Annotated in this window: 19 protein-coding genes and 1 pseudogene; 6 read left to right on the forward strand and 14 right to left on the reverse strand. The window is 52.1% G+C overall.

From position 1 onward, the window contains the following. Window positions 1-9: 9 nt before the first annotated feature. The 5 genes and pseudogenes from ACO0LM_RS00800 to ACO0LM_RS00820 form a co-directional block, all read right to left on the reverse strand. A complete protein-coding gene (locus ACO0LM_RS00800) occupies window positions 10-711 on the reverse strand; it encodes an adenylate/guanylate cyclase domain-containing protein (RefSeq protein WP_423033391.1) in 702 nt (233 codons plus the stop codon). 3 nt (window positions 712-714) lie between these two features. Continuing rightward, window positions 715-1176, reverse strand: a complete 462-nt coding sequence (locus ACO0LM_RS00805) for a hypothetical protein (protein ID WP_423033393.1) — start codon at window positions 1174-1176, stop codon at window positions 715-717. A 500-nt stretch (window positions 1177-1676) separates the two neighbouring features. Next, window positions 1677-1817, reverse strand: a pseudogene (locus tag ACO0LM_RS00810) (helix-turn-helix domain-containing protein); the annotation flags it as partial. 109 nt (window positions 1818-1926) lie between these two features. Beyond that, on the reverse strand, window positions 1927-2274 hold the full coding sequence (locus ACO0LM_RS00815; RefSeq protein WP_423033395.1) for a nuclear transport factor 2 family protein: 348 nt from the start codon (window positions 2272-2274) through the stop codon (window positions 1927-1929). Next, a complete protein-coding gene (locus ACO0LM_RS00820; RefSeq protein WP_423033397.1) occupies window positions 2274-2921 on the reverse strand; it encodes a hydrolase in 648 nt (215 codons plus the stop codon). The genes ACO0LM_RS00815 and ACO0LM_RS00820 overlap by 1 nt, the downstream gene beginning before the upstream one ends. Window positions 2922-3116: 195 nt before the next feature. Here ACO0LM_RS00820 and ACO0LM_RS00825 point away from each other — a divergent pair, with 195 nt between their 5' ends. Then, on the forward strand, window positions 3117-3983 hold the full coding sequence (locus ACO0LM_RS00825) for a LysR family transcriptional regulator (protein ID WP_423033399.1): 867 nt from the start codon (window positions 3117-3119) through the stop codon (window positions 3981-3983). Window positions 3984-4071: 88 nt separating this feature from the next. On the opposite strand, the gene ACO0LM_RS00830 is transcribed toward ACO0LM_RS00825, so the two are convergent. From ACO0LM_RS00830 to ACO0LM_RS00845, 4 genes are all read right to left on the reverse strand, one after another. Further along, window positions 4072-4788: a glutathione S-transferase gene (locus ACO0LM_RS00830; protein WP_423033401.1), complete on the reverse strand. Its 717-nt coding sequence runs from the start codon at window positions 4786-4788 to the stop codon at window positions 4072-4074. Between the two features lie 158 nt (window positions 4789-4946). Continuing rightward, entirely contained in the window at window positions 4947-5405 is a 459-nt protein-coding gene (locus tag ACO0LM_RS00835) for a PA2169 family four-helix-bundle protein (RefSeq protein ID WP_423033403.1), read from the reverse strand. 398 nt (window positions 5406-5803) lie between these two features. Then, entirely contained in the window at window positions 5804-6193 is a 390-nt protein-coding gene (locus ACO0LM_RS00840; RefSeq protein WP_423033405.1) for a nuclear transport factor 2 family protein, read from the reverse strand. 277 nt (window positions 6194-6470) lie between these two features. Then, entirely contained in the window at window positions 6471-6911 is a 441-nt protein-coding gene (locus tag ACO0LM_RS00845; RefSeq protein WP_423033407.1) for a YybH family protein, read from the reverse strand. Window positions 6912-6989: 78 nt separating this feature from the next. Here ACO0LM_RS00845 and ACO0LM_RS00850 point away from each other — a divergent pair, with 78 nt between their 5' ends. Then, window positions 6990-7958 (forward strand): AraC family transcriptional regulator, encoded by a 969-nt coding sequence (locus ACO0LM_RS00850; protein ID WP_423033409.1) that lies wholly within the window; start codon window positions 6990-6992, stop codon window positions 7956-7958. Window positions 7959-8044: 86 nt separating this feature from the next. Here the strand turns inward: ACO0LM_RS00850 and ACO0LM_RS00855 are convergent, their stop codons facing one another. The 3 genes from ACO0LM_RS00855 to ACO0LM_RS00865 all read right to left on the reverse strand — a co-directional run bounded on the left by ACO0LM_RS00855 (window position 8045) and on the right by ACO0LM_RS00865 (window position 14829). Then, on the reverse strand, window positions 8045-10162 hold the full coding sequence (locus ACO0LM_RS00855) for a GDSL-type esterase/lipase family protein (protein WP_423033411.1): 2118 nt from the start codon (window positions 10160-10162) through the stop codon (window positions 8045-8047). A 264-nt stretch (window positions 10163-10426) separates the two neighbouring features. Next, window positions 10427-11497 carry a diguanylate cyclase domain-containing protein gene (locus ACO0LM_RS00860; RefSeq protein ID WP_423033413.1) on the reverse strand — a complete coding sequence of 357 codons (1071 nt, stop codon included), beginning with the start codon at window positions 11495-11497 and terminating at the stop codon, window positions 10427-10429. A gap of 416 nt (window positions 11498-11913) precedes the next feature. Further along, entirely contained in the window at window positions 11914-14829 is a 2916-nt protein-coding gene (locus tag ACO0LM_RS00865; RefSeq protein WP_423033415.1) for a diguanylate cyclase, read from the reverse strand. Between the two features lie 243 nt (window positions 14830-15072). On the opposite strand from ACO0LM_RS00865, the gene ACO0LM_RS00870 reads away from it, so the two are divergent. After that, window positions 15073-17223 (forward strand): family 78 glycoside hydrolase catalytic domain, encoded by a 2151-nt coding sequence (locus tag ACO0LM_RS00870; protein ID WP_423033417.1) that lies wholly within the window; start codon window positions 15073-15075, stop codon window positions 17221-17223. A 128-nt stretch (window positions 17224-17351) separates the two neighbouring features. Here the strand turns inward: ACO0LM_RS00870 and ACO0LM_RS00875 are convergent, their stop codons facing one another. Further along, window positions 17352-18518, reverse strand: coding sequence for a 4-hydroxybenzoate 3-monooxygenase (locus tag ACO0LM_RS00875; RefSeq protein ID WP_423033419.1), 1167 nt, complete (start codon window positions 18516-18518; stop codon window positions 17352-17354). A 126-nt stretch (window positions 18519-18644) separates the two neighbouring features. Between ACO0LM_RS00875 and ACO0LM_RS00880 the strand changes: the two genes are divergently transcribed. Next, the gene (locus ACO0LM_RS00880; protein ID WP_423033421.1) at window positions 18645-19535 is read left to right on the forward strand and encodes a helix-turn-helix domain-containing protein; all 891 of its coding nucleotides are present in this window, start codon (window positions 18645-18647) and stop codon (window positions 19533-19535) included. 52 nt (window positions 19536-19587) lie between these two features. On the opposite strand, the gene ACO0LM_RS00885 is transcribed toward ACO0LM_RS00880, so the two are convergent. Further along, entirely contained in the window at window positions 19588-20361 is a 774-nt protein-coding gene (locus tag ACO0LM_RS00885; protein ID WP_423033423.1) for an IclR family transcriptional regulator domain-containing protein, read from the reverse strand. A gap of 150 nt (window positions 20362-20511) precedes the next feature. Here ACO0LM_RS00885 and pcaH point away from each other — a divergent pair, with 150 nt between their 5' ends. Further along, window positions 20512-21204 carry a protocatechuate 3,4-dioxygenase subunit beta gene (pcaH, locus tag ACO0LM_RS00890; protein ID WP_423033425.1) on the forward strand — a complete coding sequence of 231 codons (693 nt, stop codon included), beginning with the start codon at window positions 20512-20514 and terminating at the stop codon, window positions 21202-21204. 13 nt (window positions 21205-21217) lie between these two features. Further along, on the forward strand, window positions 21218-21739 hold the full coding sequence (locus ACO0LM_RS00895) for a protocatechuate 3,4-dioxygenase (RefSeq protein ID WP_422981818.1): 522 nt from the start codon (window positions 21218-21220) through the stop codon (window positions 21737-21739). The last annotated feature ends 4 nt before the right edge of the window (window positions 21740-21743 follow it).

The following is a 21743-nucleotide window of genomic DNA, read 5'->3' on the forward strand; positions in this document are numbered from 1 at the left end:
ACCATGAGCTTACAGGTTCCATTTGTATGACGAACAATAAATTTCCGCGTTATTCATCTTGCCCCAACTACGCTTGTTCCACATGTTTGCACCGCTTGATGATATTTTCGATTCGTCTGCCAGCTTATTATAAACAGCCGAAGTAATCCAAACATGGTAAGGAGGCTCGTCAATTTCAGTCAGCTTGGCAGCATAATTAGCTGCTCTGCCCACCCACACCAAGTCATTGTCATTTTTGACGTCTATTCTGGCCACGTGAATTTCGCTGGTGTCTATTCCAATGTTATGGCGAACCGTAAAATTCTTGTTTTTGTACACTGCTTTCATATTCGGATTGACGATATCCACTACAGCGCCGTTGATTTTTAGTGCACACCTAGCAGCTGTCGTGTTTTTATGGTCGCCAATAAATACTGCCATGATACGGTCACCATCGTAGGCGGTGATCGTGCCGCCTTCGGCCTTGATAATCTTCGCTGCACAATGCAAATATGATTTGTAGACCTTCGCACTAAACATCCAGGTCTCGTTGTCGACCATCGCAGTCGAACCGTTCAAATCCGCATACAAGACCGTCATTAGATCAAACTTTCCGGCATCATTACCTAACCCGAAGTCGGTAGCTGACGGAATCGTCTTCTTATCGGTGACGGTCCACTTAGATTTGAATATGCTAGCAACCTCGGAATTCAGATCGTCTTTCAGGCCCATGTCTTACCCAATCGTCCTGGCCAATAGTGCGGCACCGGTTAAAGCGATTGCCAATAACGTCAACATGACTGTACGGAATATCCAGCCAGATTTAGCTTGAATGATGTGTGAGATGTTGAAATGCTGTTCCAACGCTTCATGCGCGAATTCAGCGTCGCCCATCTTGGCGATATCTGTCTCCATTGCCTTAAAATCACCTTTTTTGTAGTTTTTCGCTATATATGCGTAAAAACTGACTGGCTTGTAGTTGGCATCCCAGCGACTTGCCCTACCTATCAGTAGAGACAGTTTTTCTCTTGGTGATATCGCCCACAAGGCACACAGAAGACCGAGCAATGCGATAAACGAGCTACCAACTCCCAAACTTTTCTCGAAACCGCACCAGTCTGCAATTTTGATATTGCCCCATAAAAATGCGAGTAAACCACCGTTCAGGGCGGACAGAAAAGCTGCTTTGGCGTCCATGACCGATGTCCAACGTCGGCTCACGTCCGCAAAGTTTAAGTAGATTTTGAGTCAATCTTCAATTTCCATTCTTCGCTCCATTAATTTTTCATTTTCAATGGTGCATTTTCGAAAAATACTAAATATGGGAAAAAATCACATTTTCTGACTAATTGTAGTGCTTCATTTTTTGAAATTCAAGGATGTTTGAACTGCTAGTCGTTGCTCGGCGTCTCTCGGGCTTCCATTAATGTTTTGATTTCGCTCATCATGTGCTGTTGTGTGTTCGCGCTGATTGAATATTGACCCACCCTGCTGATGGAATATTGACCCAGGGCCGGGCGCCGCATTTTCAGATGTCGGCTGTGAATAACTATACCAAACAGCGGGGTTGGAAGTTGTTCTTTTCTATCGATTCCCGCAACAAGGACAGCGCGGGGAAATGTGCGAAGAGCGTAGCCCGTAGCAGATTTCCCCGCGCGCCAACTCAGAAAGGCTCTACCGGCGGCTCAGCTTTCGGTTCTGACATACGCTGGCGGGCCCGCTTTCTCGGTATCGCGTAGCCATCGCCGTATCGTGTTGCGCGACAAACCTGTGCGCTTCGTAATTTCGTGCAGCGACAGTTTGTCGCGTAAATGCATCCGCCGTATTTTTCCTAACATTTCCACGGTGATCACCTTTTTGTCTCCCGCCTAAAAATTAGGCAGGACAAGTAGAACACCTGGGTCAGTTTTGAATCAGCAGAACCCTCTTAAGTGGGTCAATTTTCGGTCAGCGGCAACAACCATTCTCAAAATGCGCGATATCCATACCCGTGACGGCTATAGGACCGCCCTGCGGGCCGGAACTCCATTTCAGGCAGCCAATACCGTGGTGCCCCATCGCTGGGCCCCGTGCGCGAAAAACGAAATCCGGCGGCAGGCGAGCAAGCAGCTCAGTAATAGCTTCTGAAATCGCAACATGGCCTTTGGCTGACGCATGCGGCTCGTTCAGCACGGCATCTTCCGCATAAAGTTCTCGAATCGCCTCGATACGCCGCCCCGCATCGTGTTCACCAAAAACACGCAGAAGGTTGGCCTGCATCAAGCCGTCATAGTCGATTGTGGTGGTGGACATCATTAAACTCCTGTGCCTGCACGGCTGGCGAGAAGTTGCAGTTCCCAGGCTAAGGCGACAGCACTGGCACCACCGTGTTCCAGAACGACACCAGCGACTCCAGCCGCGCTTTCTTCACGTGCCCAGTCACGCTGCCATTCTCCCAGCACAGCCATCCAGGTGATAGGCACTGCGCCTGCTTGAACCATGCGGCGCACAGCCATGTCATGGGCTTCCAATGAGACACCACCCGACGCATCGGTGACAATAAACACGTCGTAACCCTCCCCCAGCGCCTGGATAGCAGGCATGGCGAGACAGATCTCAGTGTAAAGTGCGGCTAGTATAAGCTGCTTGCGACCGCTCTTCTTCACGATGTCGGTAACATTCGAGTCTTCCCAAGTGTTGATGAAAGTACGATTAATCGGCTTCTGTTCCGGAAAAACATCCTGAAGCCCCTTGATGATATAACCGCCGCGTTCTTCAATCACGGTGGTCAGAATAGTTGGCACGTTAAAGACTTTCGCCGTCTTAGCAAGACCGATGACATTATTGATGATCATCGTCGGTTCATGGCTGTTCAGGTTGGTGAACTGGTAGGGTTGATGGTCGATGAGAACGAGGATGCTGTCCTCGGGGCGAAGAAGTGCTTGCAGTCCGGTTTTGCTCATGGTCATTTTCCGTTTGTTTAGTTGATTAAGGTAACGTGTCCGATTCAACATCAGACATGGGCTTGCGCCCTGCTTCAGCTTGATTTCAAAATGGCGTAAGAGACCTAGCCACCCGAGAAGCAAAGGATATCGTTCCGTTGCGTGGTATGCTAGCCTTCCTTTTTGATAATCTGTGTCGCAAAATCTGGAACGTTCATGTTAGATATTGAAGACCTGCATACCTTTGTTGAAGTTGCCGACTCTGGTGGCGTTTCCTCCGCTGCCCGAAGGCTTGGTGTTTCTAAATCTATCGTCAGTCGGCGTTTGTTCCGATTGGAATCGGATCTCGGCGCCCAGCTCCTCGCACGAACAACCCGCGGTGCTGCGCTTACTGAAGCAGGTGTCACGTTCCGCGAACACGCAGCGCGTATTTGTGCCGAGATCGAGGTTGCGCGAGAAACGATACTGCCTGCAGGTGATTTGCGTGGTAGTTTGCGGATTGCAGCACCAATGTCATTCGGCATGACACATCTCGCACCCATGTTAGCAGAGTTCGCCCTAAGGCATTCTCTTCTTCATGTGCATACATGCTACAGTGATCATTTCGTCGACATCATTAGAGAAGGTTTTGACTGCGCCGTTCGTGTAGGTTATTTGAGCGACTCAAATCTAATTGCACGGCGCATCGGAGCAATTCGTGGAAAACTCGTCGCCAGTCCCGGCTACATCAAAGAACATGGCGCTCCTGAAACGCCTGACGAACTTCTCACACACCAAGTGCTCATGCAAAGCACTGAAACGTGGCATTTCGTAGACGGAAATAAGACGATAGCCGTTCATCCGCAGGGTCGGTTCAAGGCGGATAGCGGAGTGGCTCTTGCTGCGGCTGCCATTGCAGGTCTCGGCATAGCATCCTTACCAGATTTTTTGACTGAAAAAGCTGTGTCTGCGGGCACTCTTATCCCTGTCATGGGTCGTTATCCACTCCCTGAAGCTGGAATTTACGTCGTCCGACCACCAGGACGGCACCCCGCACGAAAGATCCGGGTATTCACCGAGTTAATGATTGAACATTTTGGATAAATTACGTGCGGTCAAGTACGCGGGTTTTGGCCCGCAGTTTAGCAACTGGCTCAGTCTCAAGCCAGGCATATGATTCCCCCTCAATTAACTAACTACCTATTATCTTTTGCATTGATGCCCCTATCTTGCCGCCGCAATAATCGTCACCGTAGTCTACACGTGCTTTGGCTGCCAATTTGGCCAGAGGCGGTAGAGCTGCGACCCGTCGTGACAAGTCTGCGGTCATGGGGGCGGTCTCTTCAAGGAGATTCTTGATTTTTGGGAAATGTTCCGCCAAGGTCGACCACAAAGTGGATGTCACAACGTCAGCAATGCCAGGCACCTCACCGCCCAGTAGAAATCCGCTTTTTGCCTGTATGCCGTGACGGATGCCAGTCTCTTCCCATAGCGACATCCACTTTTGTAATCGGGGAATAAAGTCATGCCAGCGCTTTTCCGTCCACATTTCGCGTCCGCCATCCAAGGTAATCTCATCGATAACGTCATTGGCATCATTCACCGTCTTCATAGTCATTGCGCGAAGCGCCGGGGGCGCTGGCATAAGGTGGAGCGTTTCGCCAAGATAGAGCACGATCGCTGGCATTTCAGCGATGGCGAAATTATTTTTTTTGTCGACAAGTACAGGTGGGCCCATGAATGGTACCAGCATGTTCTCTACTGGCCCGTTCATCATCTTTAAGATTGACGCGTCGTCTGTTTCAACCCAGGTCTTCCCTGCATATGCCAAGATCGCTCGGACAAACTGACCACGAAACGGTACGGACCAATAGTACAACTCATAATCAGGTACCTTTACACTGCTCATGGTGTGATCCCTTTTTCAATGAATTAGAACCTATGTAAGGAGTGGCATGGATGTGAACATGCAGCCAAAAATTACCGTACCAACAACAATAGCGGACGCAATAGGCAAAAATCATTACTGTGTCACGACGCCAGAACAGAGCGCCCTGCCCGTTGTTATCAGGCATTTACACGGACATGGTCACGCAAGACCTTGATCTGGTCATGATTGCGTAAGACGCCTTGATATTGACGGGCAATAATAGGACGTATGTGTGGAGGTAAATCTTTATCCAACGCTTTACGGTAGGCACGTACGGCAACATCTTCGCCGCGTTCGCATTCGTTCAATACCGCCTCATCGTCCTTACCGGTAACGGCAGTTTTGATGTCGGTCCAGGCACGATGCAAAGTGCCAGATATGCTGCTTTTTGTTTCAGGGTTGCCACCATGGCTACGCACCAGGTCCTGCAATTCCCTGGCAGCAGCGGCACATTCACGTCCACGCTCTGCCAGCATACTTTTGAGTTGAGGATGGCGTCCGCTGGCGTTTTCAGCACAAACTTTGAAACCTTCTTCGCCATCTTTGCTGGTTTCTATCAAATCGTCCAAGGTAGAGATCAGGTCTTCGGTGTTCATGATATTTCCTTATCAATAGTGTCTAAATTGGTGTGGCTGTTTTCATTCGCGGGGTGACTTAATAACTCAGTTGCCGATATTCGCGCCTGCTTTCAGCATCTTTTTGCTGGTTCAGGGATTTCGTTAAAGAGAAATACATCTCTTAACGCAGCAAATCTTAAAACCATTTAATCACTGACGATATCGGACACGTGCTTACCAAATTGTAGGAATATAGGACGTCTATTGTTTTGCTTTAGCGGAATAGATTTTCTCTTTTTCCAGTCTACTGACCCGTCCTGTCGAGCAAAACGCCGCCCTGGTGAGCGCATCGCGGGAGCCGAACGCGACGCCGCTTGATGGGAGTGGCGCTGCTCCCGCAGGGGTAAGACTGAGATTCACCGCGTAACAGCGGGAGTTCACTGTCCCCAAAAAGCGTCCTCTTGCTTTTGGTCGCTGGAGAACAGCCGGATTTCGACAATCTTGCCACCCTCTACGCGAATCAGGTCCACGCCGGGTTGCTTGAGCTTCATGCCGTTGGCCTCGCCAGCGAACTCCAGGGTGATGGCGACCCAATCCCCGTTGGCCATGTAGTGGTCGGCATGGGTGATTGCGAACGTGCCCTTGGACACTTCCATCATTGTGCCCAGCATCGGGCCGACGGCGGCCATGCCCCGGTGCGTGCCGGAAAACCGGTTCTTGCCTGGCTGGTGCCAGATCACATCGGGTGAAATGATACTGCCCAGTGTTGCCTGGTCGTTAGTTTGTACTGCCTTGATGTAGGTCTTGGCGATATCAATGTTGTTCATGGTGTGCTCCTGTGTTGACGGGTTGTGAAAGATGCTTATGCCAGCGCTGGGACGCTACTCCCGGCAAGGCGGGTGGTGAGAAAGAAAACGCCGGGCAAGCCTCGGCAGGTGCTGGTTTTCATTGCAAGAATTCAGAACGTGTTTACGATCTGTAGCGAGCGAGCGTCAGCGGGGTGAAGAGCCGCGCAAAAAGCGGAATGTACTACTAAGTACATGAGCATTTTGAGCAGCGCATGAGCCTCGATCACGCTCGCGCAGTAAGATCGCAAACACGTTCTCAAGACATCATGGCCTGCAAGGCGGCTATATTGTGCGTAAACGACCAGTTCACATGCACCACGCGCCACTGGCCATTGATGAGGCGATAGACCTGTGTGGAGTTCCACGGGGTGCCCTGCTTCTCGCCACCTTGTCCATCAGGAACGAGGTTGATCAGGTTGTAGTGCAGCACCGCGAGATCGCCGCCATCGCTGACGATCACCTGTGGGTTGGGGAACTCGTTGCGCAAGATGTTGAGCTTGCCCTCGAAGAACTGGCGGAAATACCCGTCCACAGCCTTGCGACCTTCCAGGCGCATCTCAGTCATAGGGTCGAAATAGGTTACGTCCTCGCTGTACATCTCCAGCGCGCCGTCGACATCGCCTTTGTTCCAGCGCTCGTTGATTCCCAGCTCCAGGGCAAGGATGGTTTCGGTGATCTTGCTGACGTCTGCCTTCATTACTAGTCCTTTTCAAAGTGGTTTATATATGGTTATTATTGGACATATTTGACCAAATAAAACGGTACAAACTGGACAATGAATGATACTTTTAAGACATTAAGATCAAAAAGAGGGCCATATAAAACGGGGAAGTCAATTCAGTCCTCGTCAAAAAGCGCGAAGGCCAACAGCGATATTGGGCGTCTGGGCTATCGACCGCAAGCACACTACCAACTCGACCTGGAAGTGTTTAGTGTGGCCGACCTGAGGCATCGGGCCGGCAAAGAAATGCGAATAACGCATCGGTACGAGTTCCATACCTTGGTGTGCGTCACGCAGGGCAAATGCACCCAGATGGTCGACTTTAAGTCGATCTCTTGTGAACCGGGGTCGCTGCTTTTGGTGCGAGCAGGACAGGCCCACAACTATGGACAGGGTGACGATTGGGACGGCTGGAATCTTCTGTTCCGCCCGGAATTCGTCTTATCCGCTTCAACGCCGTCCCGCGATCTCAAGCGCGCGCTCGATCTGGAAAGGTTGCCGGAACACCTGATCCTTAGTAGTCCTGAGCTGGGGAAGGTGATGGACTCTATCTGGCAGATACGCGAGGATACGCTGATTGACGCGTCGCTGGAGGACATCCATGCACTGCTGCGCCATCAGATCCATGCACTCTTGATGCGTCTGAGCATTCTGCATGGCCAACGACAAGCACAAGAGCCGCTGGCTTCTCCTGCATCGCAACGCTTCAAGCGTTTCCAGCAACTTGTGGAAGAGCGTTTCGCTCAATGGCACCAAGTGGCCGACTATGCCAAGCAACTCGGCTACACGGAAAAAAGTCTGGCGCGGGCAGTAATGGCCGCGATGGGTATGACAGCCAAAACCTTCATTGCTGCTCGCATCAACCTGGAAGCGAAGCGCCTGCTGGCGCATACGGATTTGCATGTCGCCACCATCGCAGAGAAGCTGGGTTTCGAGGAAGCCACCAATTTCAGCAAGTTTTTCAAACGGGAAGTCGCCTGCACCCCGGCAGAGTTCCGACAGCGGCAACGGGCACCCATCTGACAGCACCCCTGCTGCTGCGCTTAACGTGCTGTATTAAGGATGTTGCTATTGCGGCTGTATTGCGGTTGAACCATCGCCCCCCCGCATTACTGTAATGTCTGCGAATCATTCTCGCGTTGCGGTGGTTGTGCAAGTACCCACATGAAATAGAGTGCTTTGGCTGCCTTGGCGCGACTGACCAGAAGCTTTGGCTGCAGTTCTTTTCCGTTGATCATGCGTCCGCGTGCAATACCTGCTTCGGAACGGATCAGGCCGAGTTCGTAAGCGTCTTTGAATTTATCCAGATAAGCTGGCGATACATCAACTGCGTCTGTCAACTGATTCCAGCTTACCAGCGGATAATACATTGCGCCCTTTGCGCCGCTATCCAGATTCGGGTCGTAGCCAGACATGCCCGGCACCAGGGTTTTGCCGTTATAGGCAGTCATGTACTTCGGCTTGCTTGTGAATCTGGCGTGATAGGCGTCAACCAGAATTCCACTCATGACTTCACGCGTTAATGTTAGGGGAGCGTCCGCATACTGAGTCAATGTGGCACGCTGCACCTGCATCAATGTGCACAGTGCAGTGATGAATTCACTGGTCTGCATGGTGGCGGCAGGATTGAAATATCCTTGCGCATCTTTGTGCAGCACGCCGAGTTGCAATAGTTTTTCGATCTGATTCCGGTAGTAGGCGTTTTCTCCACTGGCGATGTCCTTGGCAATTTCTGGATAAATCGTGCTCCAGTCCTTGGCGGCAATAGCTGACTGAACGTCACCCCTGAGTGAGGCGGCAATATGGGCTGCAAGTGGATCGCCACTTTTGCCCAGACGCACCAGTTCGGTTGCTACAATGCGCGCATATTGCTTCGCCATCGATTCCTTAAAATGTGTCCCGTCTATTTTCTGGGCCGGATGGCCGTTGGCATAACTGCCGTCATTGGTTTTACCCGGCGTTTCGCCTGCCTCAAGCGACATTACCATCGCCGTGGTTGCTACAACACCATTCTGATTGAAATACTCGACGCTGAGCGAATTGAGATCGATCACGGTGATACCGAGTTCAGCACCAATTTTTTTCATTAAATCGGGAAAGTGCCGTTTGTTAAATGAGTTGACGTAGACATAATCTGGTTTGGCTGCACCGTTGACCCGCGACATCGGCGTGACCAGTACCGGCAGCATACCGCGCGCACGAATCGCAGGCAGGTAAACATCCCGGATCATCGCTTCGTACATGGCTTCGGTTGCGCCGCGTCCTAGCCGGCGCATTTCGTCTTGACTCTCATCATTGTGGCCAAACTGGATCAGCACGATATCGCCCATATAGCCACTCATCAACAGATCGTTGAAGCGTCCTTCAGAATAGGCACTACGGAACGAACGCCCACCCTGTGCATAATTGACGATCCTGACTTTTTTCAGATCAAACAATTGGCCGAAAACTTGTCCCCAGCCGCTCATCGGTGCCTCGTCGAAGGTATACGACTTCATGGTCGAGTCGCCCAAGGTGTAGATGGTTGGCAGCACATTGGCTGGACGCGCTTGCGCCGGGATCGGTGTGATGATGATTTCTTCGACGCCAACCGGTGTATTGAGTTTCTTCGGTTCGATTTCGATATCGATGAATTGTTGACCATTGACGTAGCGGTAAGACCAGTCTTTTCCGCTGGTAGTAATACGCGTTAAATTCGGCAACAAGCCCGCAGCATCCCAGAATGTAGAAGAAGTCAAGCGACTGGCTTGCATGCCCGAGACCGATACAGTGGTATCGCTGGCATCCGATGTGGTGCGTACCCGGATAGCGTAGGCTCCGGGTGCAGCTTTGATTCGAAACGCCATGCCGAAATTATTGTAATGATCTTTCCCGAAGCCCTCCTCTGCTTCAAACGCCGGTTCGCTAATCACAAAACCATTGCCATCGCTGCGAATCTGCGCAGTGTGTACCACACGCGCAGGGAAAGCACCGGTCTGCTCGATAAAACCGTATCCGGCTTTGGCGTCGAACAGTGGTGCGCCTGTACTATCATTCCAATTGACATTGGTAGCGCCGGGTTGGGTTTGATGTGAGAAATTGAAGCGCATCTCCGCAGATGCTGCCGTGATGCTGGGCGATGCTGATGCTGCCTGTGCGGGGGATGTCAGGTAAAAAAATGCTGCGACCAAACTGCTGACACTAGCGCGCGTGACCATATGAAAAGTTAGATGCGTTGAATTATTCATGATCTCGTTGTTCGTTCCATTGATAGAGTGCGCCTAAAAGCGAATGCAAAAGTGTACGTGGGAAGTCTGTGAAATAGCAATGGCAATCGACAGGCCCCAAAAAAAACGACCAGTTTCCAGGTCGTTTCTTAAAATACACTTAATACAGTGTTAGCCGCTGCAGATTATCTATCGTTGGTAGCAAGATCGGATTGTTTGGTCCTAAGTAGGGATGTATTCCCGCCAATTCTTCAAGGGCAAGCTACGCGTAGCACCTCTTTTCCATCAATCTGTATTTACATCAGCCTGTGTGCACAGCACACTATTTTCCTTACTGCGTTTGGTTTGGTACATGGCGTCATCTGCCAGTTTGAGCAAGTCATTTGTATCACCGGAATGTTCTTTTGCCATGGCGATTCCAATGCTGACGTCAACGGTCACGTCTACTTCGCCAATACTGATAGGAAGGATGATTTCCTTGCGCATGCGTTCTGCGATCATACTTGCTTCACCAGCATTGGCATCTGGTGCAAGCAGTGCAAATTCATCACCGCCAAGGCGGCACAATACATCGGTTTCTCTTTTAATTGCGTTCAGGCGTTCGCCTATCGTACGCAAAACAATATCACCAGCCTGATGACCATACGTGTCATTGATGGGTTTGAACTGGTCCAGATCAAGTACCAGCACTGCGAATTGTCTGTTCGAATGACGTTTTAGCCTGGCGAAACTGGCTTTCAGTTCTTCGTTAAAGCGCCAGCGATTCGCCAACCCGGTTAAATCATCATGTGAAGCCAGGTACAAGGTACGTTCATCGCGCAGACGCTGTTCGGTGACATCACGCGCAACGGCATAGAGAAAATTAGAACCTGGTATAGGTGCCGGCGTAGTCCAGTTCAACCAGCGATAACCACCATCTTTGTGCTGGTAGCGATTGTCAAAACTGATGGTGTCTATACCCATGCGCAGCTTGTCTACTTCTTGCCGGGTTTTTTCAAGATCTTCTGGATGTACAAAATCAAGAAAGCTGCGCGATAACAATTCTTCTTGTGTATACCCCAGCGTACGTTCAAATGCCCGATTGACTTTATGGAAGTACCCGCTGGTGGTAGCAATGCACAGCATATCCAATGACAGACTGAAGAAGGCTTCGCGTTCTTCCACTATTTGCTGAACCAATTCCAGGCCATGCTTCAAAGAGTCTGCCAGTTGGTAATGGTGTTCGGCTTCTTGCTTAAGTGCAGATACCAGCTTATCTAATGACTCCAACCTTTCAGCGCGCGAGCGCAAGGTTTCCACCAGTTCGCGCAGTGAGGTCTCGTCTATTGGAGGACGTTCAGCTTGAACCATAGTCATTTTCTCTTTTAAAGTCTTGGTAATTTTTATATAAACGCATCTTTATACCTTGCTGATACTTCTCACATTAGCTTTATCAAGGGCATTTCTGATTTATAGCGTAGTGTGCATATGACCGCAATAGCAAGTTCGTCAGGCATTGGTCATCACTGGGACAGAGTTAGCTCATCTCTGGTTGAAAAAATGCTACTGCCAATCTGAGTTAATGATGCAGTCTGATAGACGGCGCGCTTTTCATGCCTATGAATTTTGATAATTGATTGATCACACAATTGGTTTGCTGAACAAGTTTTGGTCAAGCCTAAATAATGCCTGGATGTGTGGCATTTTTCTCGAAAGAGTAAATTTTGATCATATCCAATGGAGTTCAGTGATACCTGCTTGCAGAAGTGTCAGGGCAGCTCATGCACGTTCATCTAATGATCTACAGGCGCATGACGGTTCTCACTGTCTATATATTCAATCCGGTTGCGCCCCTGCTCTTTCGAGCGATACAAAGCCATGTCTGCCTGAGCGATCAGTTCGGACGACGTCTTTGGATGCTGCGGGTCGAACGCGCTCACACCGAAACTGGCGGTCACTGTAATCGCGGGGTGTCCCTGGAGTTGTATGGGTTTCGATTGTATGATTTGATGCAAGGCTTCGACACGCCCTCTTCCCTTTTCCAGATCCAGGTCAATCAACAAGACTAGGAACTCCTCACCACCGTAGCGCCCTACCGCATCGTATTGCCGCACTACAGTTTCCAATCGCAACACCACCTCTTGCAGCACCGTGTCACCTGCTGGGTGTCCATAGGTATCATTGATACGTTTGAAGTGATCCAGGTCCAGCAGAATCAATAATAAAGGTGTTTGTTGCCGTGATGCTTTTATCAGTTCTTTGTCGAGGATTTCTATCAAGGCAGAACGATTCCACGCCTTGGTTAATCCATCTCGTAGTGCGCGTACACGCAACTCTTCCCTGGAAAGCTCAAGTTCTCTCGTACGCTCGCTGACCAGTGCTTCCATTTGCAACTGCCGTCTGGTCAATTTGCGTAGTCTGTAACGATGAAGGGTGAGCAAAAAAAAGACTGCCGCAAGACCACACACAAAATAAAATGGCGTAGTCCTCCACCATGGCGGTTGAATCAGCAATGCCTGCGCCATCAACGGAGACACAGTTTGTGCCTCTACATTGCTTACAAAATATTCCAATTGATAACTTCCTGGCGGTAACGCGGTATAGCGTATGTCTGGCCTGAATGACTCCGACCAATTTTTTTCCAGCCCAGCCAAACGGTAATGGAACTTGAGTGCAGCGCGGTTCTGGAAGCTCAGGCTGGCCAATGTCAGTTCCACCGGTTCGGGAGACCAGGCCAAGTGCAATGACTTGTTTTTCGGTGAGAATTTGCCGTCCTGAGTGACACTTTCAATTAACACATTCAATTGATGTGAGGTAAACAGTCGTTCCGGCTGCAGCAGATGAGACATGCCGTTGCTGGTCGCAATCCACATTGATCCATCCTTGTCCTCATAAAACGCGTGGCCGTTGATGTCATCCCATACCAGACCGTGGTTCTGGTTGAAGAAACGCCATAGCTTTTTATTCCATACTGCGATACCTGCGTCAGTACCGGCCCACAGCCAGCCACGGCTGTCTTCATGCAAAGAGATCATGATCTTGCCGCGTAGCAGGGGGACTTCTTGCCGGGAAGCCTGGATGCCATTTTTACCAATCTCGACCCGCCACAGACCGGCCTGGTCACTGCCTAGCCACAGGGAGCCATCACCAGCACAACTGATCATTCCCATCGCTGCGCCATCGCCCTCTGTGCCAACACGGAAACTGTCCCAGTGTTTTCCATTGAAGCGCAACAAGCGATGTTCGGAAAGAAACCAGATATCACCATTAGCGTTCTGGCAAAGGTCAACGAAGGGTTCGTTCTTCGGAACTGGAATAGCTTCAAGTTCTGCTGGTTGGCGTACCAAGCTGCCAGGTGAGCTTGTGTCGACAGTAAATACGCCCTTCTCTGTAGCCAGCCAAAGTCCACCATTATGGTCAGCCAGCATGCCCGAAATCAGAGGCAGGGTCGCAACCTGAATGGCAAAGCCAGTGCCAGCATCATATCGCATCAGTAAACCCGAATAAGTGGAGCCCCATACCACGCCATCTTTGTCTGACACTAGCCTTGCCCATTGATGCTTATTGTAGTCAGGCTTGCTTTTATCGGGTACAAAGTGTCTTTCGTGTTGCCGCATGCTTGCAGGTCCCGAGCGGGTGCCAATATGTAGCATGCCTGTTTGGTCCCGCAAGAAAGACAGGACTACGTCGTCGGGCACACCTTGCGCTGTGGTCCAGTTTTCCCAATTTCCGTAACCCAGCCAATTAATCAGACCATGCCCGCGTGCCCCCAGCCACATGCTGCCTTCCCGGTCAAATAACAAGGCATTGAGGCCTCCGCCTGTTCTCAGGCCGTTTCGCGCATCGAAGACTTCCCAATGGTCTTTATCCCAACGAATTAAACCTTGATTGGTATTGCTAAGGACACGGTTCTCAGAATCTACCGTCAATGAGTTGACCAAGCCAATTTTGTTGAGAATATTGCCAGGCGGTGTACGATCGACAAAGCGAAGCTCTTGTAATCGTAACAAAACGATGTGCTGACTGCCGCGTGCCCATAACTGCGCTTTGTGGTCCCGGATAATATTGCTCCACTTTTCAACCGGGACGCCGTGTGCGCTACTCCATACTTTAAGCCCTTGCGGGTCATACTGGCAAAGTGACTGGCTACACCCCATCCATAGTGTCCCATTGGTATCAGCATGGATGCTGGCGATGTCTCCCAATACCGGCTGTTGCCGGATCTGTTCGTCAGAGAAAAAAGGATGTATCTGCGGCGTGCCGTCATGCAGTGTCAGCGAATACAGGCGTTTGTCGCCGATTACCAAAAGTGAACCATTGGCTAAGGATGCAAAGTTCTGTCCCGGCCATATATTCATTTTCTTTCCGGCATTTAAAACAGGAAGGAAACGCTCACCTGATTTGAGATAAAGATTGTCGTAGCTACCGACCCAAAGCCGGTCTTGTGGGTCGGTATGGATGGCAGTCACGAAAGGTTCTGTTAAACCGTTTTCTTGCGAAAAACGCCGGAAACCTGCGCCGTTATATCGAAACAAACCATTCTCGGTGCCTATCCAGAGATAGCCTGTCTGATCGAAAGCCATCGTACTAATTGACAAATTGCTGAGGCCATCGTGCTGCGTATAATATTGCAACGGCATTTGCTGCGCCAATGTAACAAATGGCCACAAGATCAGGCTGATGATGAAGATTCGTGGATTGAATAGCATTCGGAAAAAGTTCAGTGTTGATGCGCTACGTGGGGGGCACTTAAAACCTCTGATAAAAATCAAATGAGCTTAAATGAACTCAAATGAGGTTCGCACATCTTGCCAAATATCGTTTGGGTCTTTGGTGATTTTCACAATTGCTGCGTCATGGGATAACATAACAGAATGCGCCCACAGCATAGCGGTGCCTTACAATAGAGTTCTTGCCAAATGCGATAACGTCCTCAAGCCTGCTATTCGACCATGACATTGTACAGACAATCCTTTTTTATAGGCGCCCTGCTCCTGCTCGCCAGCGCTGTGAGCAATGTCCGGGCCCAGGCAACATGGATCTGGTATCCCGGCGACTTCGAAATCTGGTTGAGCAACCAGATGCAGGTTAAACGTATCGAACGCGATGCTTATTTCATGCCGTTCTGGCGTTTGTACGGCCACCAGCCCCAGCTCAACTTCACCCGCGAGGTGAACCTGCCTGTTGCCGAAGACATCACGGTGCATGTCGAAGGCCGGCACGCTGCGACCATCGACGGTCGCCTCGTACAAGGTGACCAACACCACATCCATGTCCCGGCAGGCAAACACAGGCTCAACTTCCAGGTGTTCAATCCTGTGACACCGCCTGCCATTTTTGTGCAAGGCCCAAGCATCCAATCCGACGACAGTTGGCTTGTGGGGCCGCGCCCGAACGCCAGGTCGTCTGAATTAGGCGCGGTCTATGCCGCACGCTGGAATTTTGACAGTGAGGACCGGCGTCCATCGCAATTCAAGCTGTCAACGCAGGAAATAATGCCTGCCAGCCTGAAGCCGGGGGTACAGTCGCTGCTGGTGGATTTTGGTCAGGAGACGATAGGCTTCGTCAAGCTGAAGCAGCTTAAAGGCAGCGGCAAGCTTAGCTTTCATTATGGCGAGACTCTGGAAGAGGCCATGGCTACCGAGACCGGCGAAACGCTGGACCGGTTCAGTGTCAATGGGCGCGACGGTGAATTCGTGGCACCCGAGTCGCGCGCGTTGCGTTACGTGAACATCCAGTTCGGCGATGGGATGAGCGTGGACGGTGTGTCGCTGCTCTACGAATACCTGCCGCTGACCCGCCACGGCAGCTTCAGAAGCTCGGACGAGGAATTGAACCGCATCTGGGACGTATCTCTGCGTTCGCTGGAATTGAACACGCGCGAATTCTTCCTTGACGGTATCAAACGCGACCATTGGGTCTGGGCCGGCGATGCCGTGCAGACCTACCTGATGAATTACTACACCTTCTTCGACAACGAAGCCGTCAAGCGGACCACTTGGGCACTGCGCGGGGCAGACCCAGTCGACATGCACGTTAATACAATTCTCGACTACTCGCTTTACTGGTTCATCGGCATCCGCGACTATTATCAATATACGGGCGACGCTGCGTTCTTGAAAAGCGTGTATCCGCGTATGGTCACCTTGATGGACTTCGTACTCAAGCGGCGCAACGCCAACGGCATGCTGGAAGGCAGGCCCGGCGACTGGGTTTTCGTCGATTGGGCCAAGATGCCCAAGGATGGTGAACTGAGCGTCATCCAGTTGCTGTTCGCACGCAGCCTGGAGAGCATGGCCGATTGCGCCGACATCGCCCAGGACCGGGAGCATGCGGCCCAGTACCGTCAGTTAGCCTATGAGCTTAAGGACAAGATCAAGGCCACGTTCTGGGATACAGAAAAGCAGGCTTTCATCCATAGCCATCAGAATGGAAAATTGAACCGCCTGGTGACGCGCCATCCCAATATGCTTGCGCTGACGCTGGGCTATCTGGATGAGGACCAGGCGGCAGCGGTGAAGCACAATGTGCTGCTGAACGACAATGTACCGGCCATCACCACACCGTATATGCGCTTTTATGAGTTGGCAGCATTGGCCCAAAGCGGCCAGCACGACTATGTCATTCGTCAAATAAAGGATTACTGGGGCGGCATGCTGCGCGATGGCGCGACCTGCTTCTGGGAGGAGTACGATCCCAAACAGACCGGTATTGAACGCTACGCGATGTATGGCAAGGCCTTTGGCAAGAGCTTGTGCCATGCATGGGGAGCCAGTCCGCTCTACTTGCTTGGCAAATACTACTTGGGGGTAACACCGACCCAGCCGGGCTATGCAGAGTATCTTGTCGCACCGCATCTGGGTGGCTTGAAATGGATAGAGGGCAAGGTGCCAACACCGTATGGTGATATCACTGTCGCCGTCAACGAAAAACGGATCAGTATCGTAAGTATGGGTGGCAAGGGTAGCTTACGTTTCATTAGCAGCAGCAAGCCGCACAGTGATTCCGGTATCGTGCGCAGCCTGGGCGGCGATTTGTTCGAACTGTTCTTGGAGCACGCCGGAAAGTACGTGGTGGATTACACCGCATCGGCACACCAGTAGATTGCTGAGGGCCTGGGTTCAAGCGCCCTCGCAAGTTTTGATGCTCTTGGCAGGATATATGACGGCGCAAGCCGCAAGGCTGGGCGACAGATAGCGAGCGATATGTAACGACGAACTGATCGAACTGATCAAAATGCGCCGACGTAATTTTCTGCCAGCGCCGTTGCCATGGCGCGTGAGCTGACCACGCATTCCAGTTCTGCTCGCTGCATTTCACGCTGGAACAGGCTGGCGTCAGTGAAGTTATGTAGCAGGCTGGTCATCCACCACGAAAAATACTCGGCGCGCCAGATGCGCTTCAAGGCTGCTGCCGTGTAGCCGTGCAGCCGGTCTTCTTGCCCCTGGTGGTAAAACTGTTCCAGCCCCTGTGCCAACAAATGCACGTCTGACACCGCCAGGTTCATGCCCTTGGCACCGGTGGGCGGCACGATGTGCGCGGCGTCGCCGGCCAGGAACAATCTGCCTGACTGCATGGGCGTAGACACAAAACTGCGCATGCCGATGATATTTTTTTGGAAGATGCGTCCTTCATTGACCCGCCAACCGTCGTTGTTTTCCAGACGTGCATGCAATTCGCCCCAGATGCGGTCATCCGACCAGTTGTCGACGTGATCGGCAGGATCGCACTGGAAGTACAGGCGCTGCACGGTAGGTGTACGCGTGCTGACCAGGGCGAAACCACGCTGGTGCTGCGCATAGATCAGTTCATTGGATGATGGTGCTGATTCCACTAAAATGCCGAACCAGCCGAAGCCATAGGTGCGCTGGTAATCCTGACGACCCTGTAACGGCATCGCTGGCCGCGTGACACCGTGGTAGCCATCACAGCCAATGACAAAATCAGCCTCGATGCGTGTCGCTGCACCTTGATGGGTGAAGCCGACCGTTGGCGTAACAGTGTCAATGCCATGCAGTTCCACCTCACTGACTTCGAACAGCAACTGTCCTTGCGCTGCCTGCCGGGCAGCCACCAGGTCCTTGATCACTTCATGTTGCGGATATACGGTGATGGCCTTGCCGGTCAGTTCGCTCAGGTCAATGCGGTGACGACGGCCATCGAAGGCTAGTTCTATCCCATGGTGCAGCGCGCCCTCGGCCTGCATGCGGGCACCGACGCCGGCGTTCTTCAGAATATCCATGGTGCCTTGTTCCAGCACGCCGGCACGGATCGTTGCTTCAATCTCGGCCTGGCTGCGCGACTCCAGTACGATGGAGTCTATGCCGTTCAAATGTAGCAGATGGGATAGCAGCAAGCCGGCAGGGCCGGCACCGATGATGGCTACTTGGGTACGCATGATGTCTCCGATATGGTTTTAATATGTCGTCATCGTAGCGCCGGACCGGTCGAAAAAAAATGGATGAAACAGCTTAAAACTTGTACTATTTCGACACACCATCATTTTTTACCAATGCGATCATCCATGGCCCGCAATGCAAAACCGGCACCACCCGACATCCCACAGTTTGGTTTGTATGGCGAGTATACACAGGGCCAGAGTGCCGAATTTGTGCACATCGAACTCATAGAAACGCGCAGCCGGGTGCACCACTGGCATATCGAAAAGCATACCCACAGTGGCTTGTTTCAGGTACTTTTTCTTTTTGGCGGCGAGGTCAGTGCGAGCATCAATGGCGCTGTTTGGGAATGCAGCGCGCCGACCGTCATCACCATCCATCCGTCGGTGGTGCATGGTTTTGATTTTTCGACAGAGGCGCATGGCTATGTGCTGACGGTGGATCAGAACGTGGTTTTCGCAGTGGCAGAAAATCATGGCGATCTGTACTCTTCACTGTTCGTGGAGCCACTGGCAATCGATCTGGCGGGCCATCCTGAGCTGCGCACGCGGCTGGAATCACTGTTGCAAAATTTACTGACGGAAGCAGCCTGGCCGCAGTATGGCCACACGCTGATGCTGGAATGGCTGGCGCGCAGCACCTTGCTGCTGCTGGTGCGCCTGAATGAAGAACGCCGTTTTGTTGATCAGTCGGGGCGTCGCGACTTTGAATTATTTAGCCACTTCCGCGCTGAGGTGGAGAAGCATTACAAGGATCAATGGCAGCTCAACCAGTATGCGGCTGCGCTGCGTGCTTCGCCAGTAAGCCTGAACCGCCTGTGTCTTAAACTATCGGGCAAATCGGCATTTGACATCACACAAGACCGACTGATACTGGAAGCCTGCCGCAAGCTGACTTATTTGCCCGCCAGCATCGCCAGCATCGCCTATGAACTGGGGTTTCAGGACCCGGCCTACTTCAGTCGCCTGTTCAAAAAACGCATGGGTTTGACACCCAAGGAATTTCGCAGTAATTAAGACGCGGTTGCGCAGTAAGATCGTAAACACGTTCTAACCCAAGCTAGCCGTATCACAGCAAGGCATTCAACTCAACCTGGATCTTGATCAGTGCCGGCAGGCATCGCTCCACCATTTGTTCACGCGGCATGCGACCGGCATGCACGCTGATGTTCATGGCTGCCACTACCTCGCCACGAAAGTTCTTGAGCGGGACGGCGATAGTGCGCAGCCCCAACTCCAGTTCCTGGTCCACCAGCGCATAGCCTTGCGCACGGGCATGGGCAATCTCCAGTGCCAGGCGCTGCTTGTTGATGATGGTGTATTCGGTGATTTGTTCCGGCTGGGCGCGCTCGAGGAATTGCTTGACCTGCTCTTGTGGCAGATGTGCCAGCAGTATCCGTCCGTTAGCAGTGCAGTAGGCTGGCACCCGGGTACCAGGCTGTAGCGTGACTGACACCAACTGCCCGGCGCTGGCGGCAGCCACACACACCAATTGATCGTGATCCAGCACGCCAACCGATGCCGCTTCACCCAACGAATAAGCCAGCCGGTATAGCAAGGGCTGCGCAATGCGCGGCAAGCGTGCTGAATGCAGGTAGGATTGCCCCAGACGCAGTACCATCGGCGTCAGCGCGAACAGCTTGTTGTCATGTCGCATGTAGCCAAGATGGGTCAGCGTGATCAGATAGCGGCGTGCCGCCGCCCGCGTCAAGCCGGTGCGCTCGGCTACTTCGGCAATGGTCAGGCGGCTGCGCTCCTGGTCGAAGGCAGCGATCACCTGCAAGCCTTTTTCCAGGCCAGCCACCATGTCGCGCTTGGCGGGAAGTTCGGTTTCTGCTGACATAAGACAGGAAAATAAAGAATTTATGTGGATTTGTGCGATTGTCGCACATTTCGTGCGTATAGCGAATACTGCCTGCATACTGTGTATTGTGATGCCGGGACACATTTCATACCATGGTTTTCACACAATCTTAATAACAGGAGACCTGTCTTGAAATTCGATGTTATCGCGTCCGGCGTCTATCCGGAACTGATCTATCCACCCTACAAGTCCACGCTGAAGCGCGGCCCTACCCAGCCGCTGTTGCGTATCCAGGCAGACCAGCCAGTGCTTGACAATCTGGTGCCCTCACCGCGCATCCTGCTGCCTAACGACACAGACCTGACCTCGCATGGCGTGGGCGAGCCGCTGGGCGAAAAGATCGTTGTTACCGGTAGGGTGTTTGATGAGGATGGCAAACCGGTACGTAATTCGCTGATTGAAGTTTGGCAATGCAATTCCGCTGGCCGTTATTGGCACAAACGCGACCAGCACCAGGCACCGCTCGATCCAAACTTCTACGGCTTTGGCAAGATGATGACTGATGGCGATGGTCGTTACCGCTTCATCACCATCAAACCCGGTCCTTACCCATGGGGTAATCACGACAAGGCATGGCGTCCGGCGCACATCCACTTTTCCTTGTTCGGCAATGTCTATGCACAACGCCTGGTCACCCAGATGTATTTCCCCAGCGATCCGCTGTTCGACTACGACCCTATCTTCCAGAGCATCCCGGACCTGGCCGCACGCCAGCGCCTGATTTCGCGCTACAGCCTGGAACATACAGACAGCGACAAGATGCTGGGCTATGAATTCGACATCGTACTGCGTGGCCGCGACGCTACACCCATGGGCATTTAACGGAGAAACCCGCATGAGCAATATCACGACATCACAAACTATCGGTCCCTTCTCGCATGAAGCCTGGCAATGGGCCGTGGATGCCACCGCTGCAACACGGCTGGAAACCACAGTAGCCACCATCACCATTAGCGGTGCTATTTATGACGGCGATGGCCAGCCTGTCAATGATGCCCAGATTGAAGCCTGGCAACCGGCCGAAGCTGGCGCGGAAGCGGCACAAGCGCTGCCGGGTTTTCGCCGCGTGCCAAGTGACGACGCGGGCCGTTTCAGCTTGCGGCTTTCACAAACTGAAACACCCACCAAGGGTGAGCCGGCCACCTTCATCACCGTATTCGCGCGTGGCCTTGTCAAGCACCAGTTCACCGCCATTTTCCTGGATGACGACAGCGGTCTGGCACAATCTGCCATACTGCAACAAGTGCCGGAAAATCGCCGCCCTACCCTGATCGCCCGCAAAACCGCGCCCGGCACCTATCACTGGGATATCTGGATGCAGACCGATAAGGAAACCGCATTCTTTGACTATGTATGACCTT

Origin of the sequence: Undibacterium sp. Di26W (assembly GCF_049340265.1) — a bacterium.
In the GTDB taxonomy this organism is placed as follows: domain Bacteria; phylum Pseudomonadota; class Gammaproteobacteria; order Burkholderiales; family Burkholderiaceae_D; genus Undibacterium.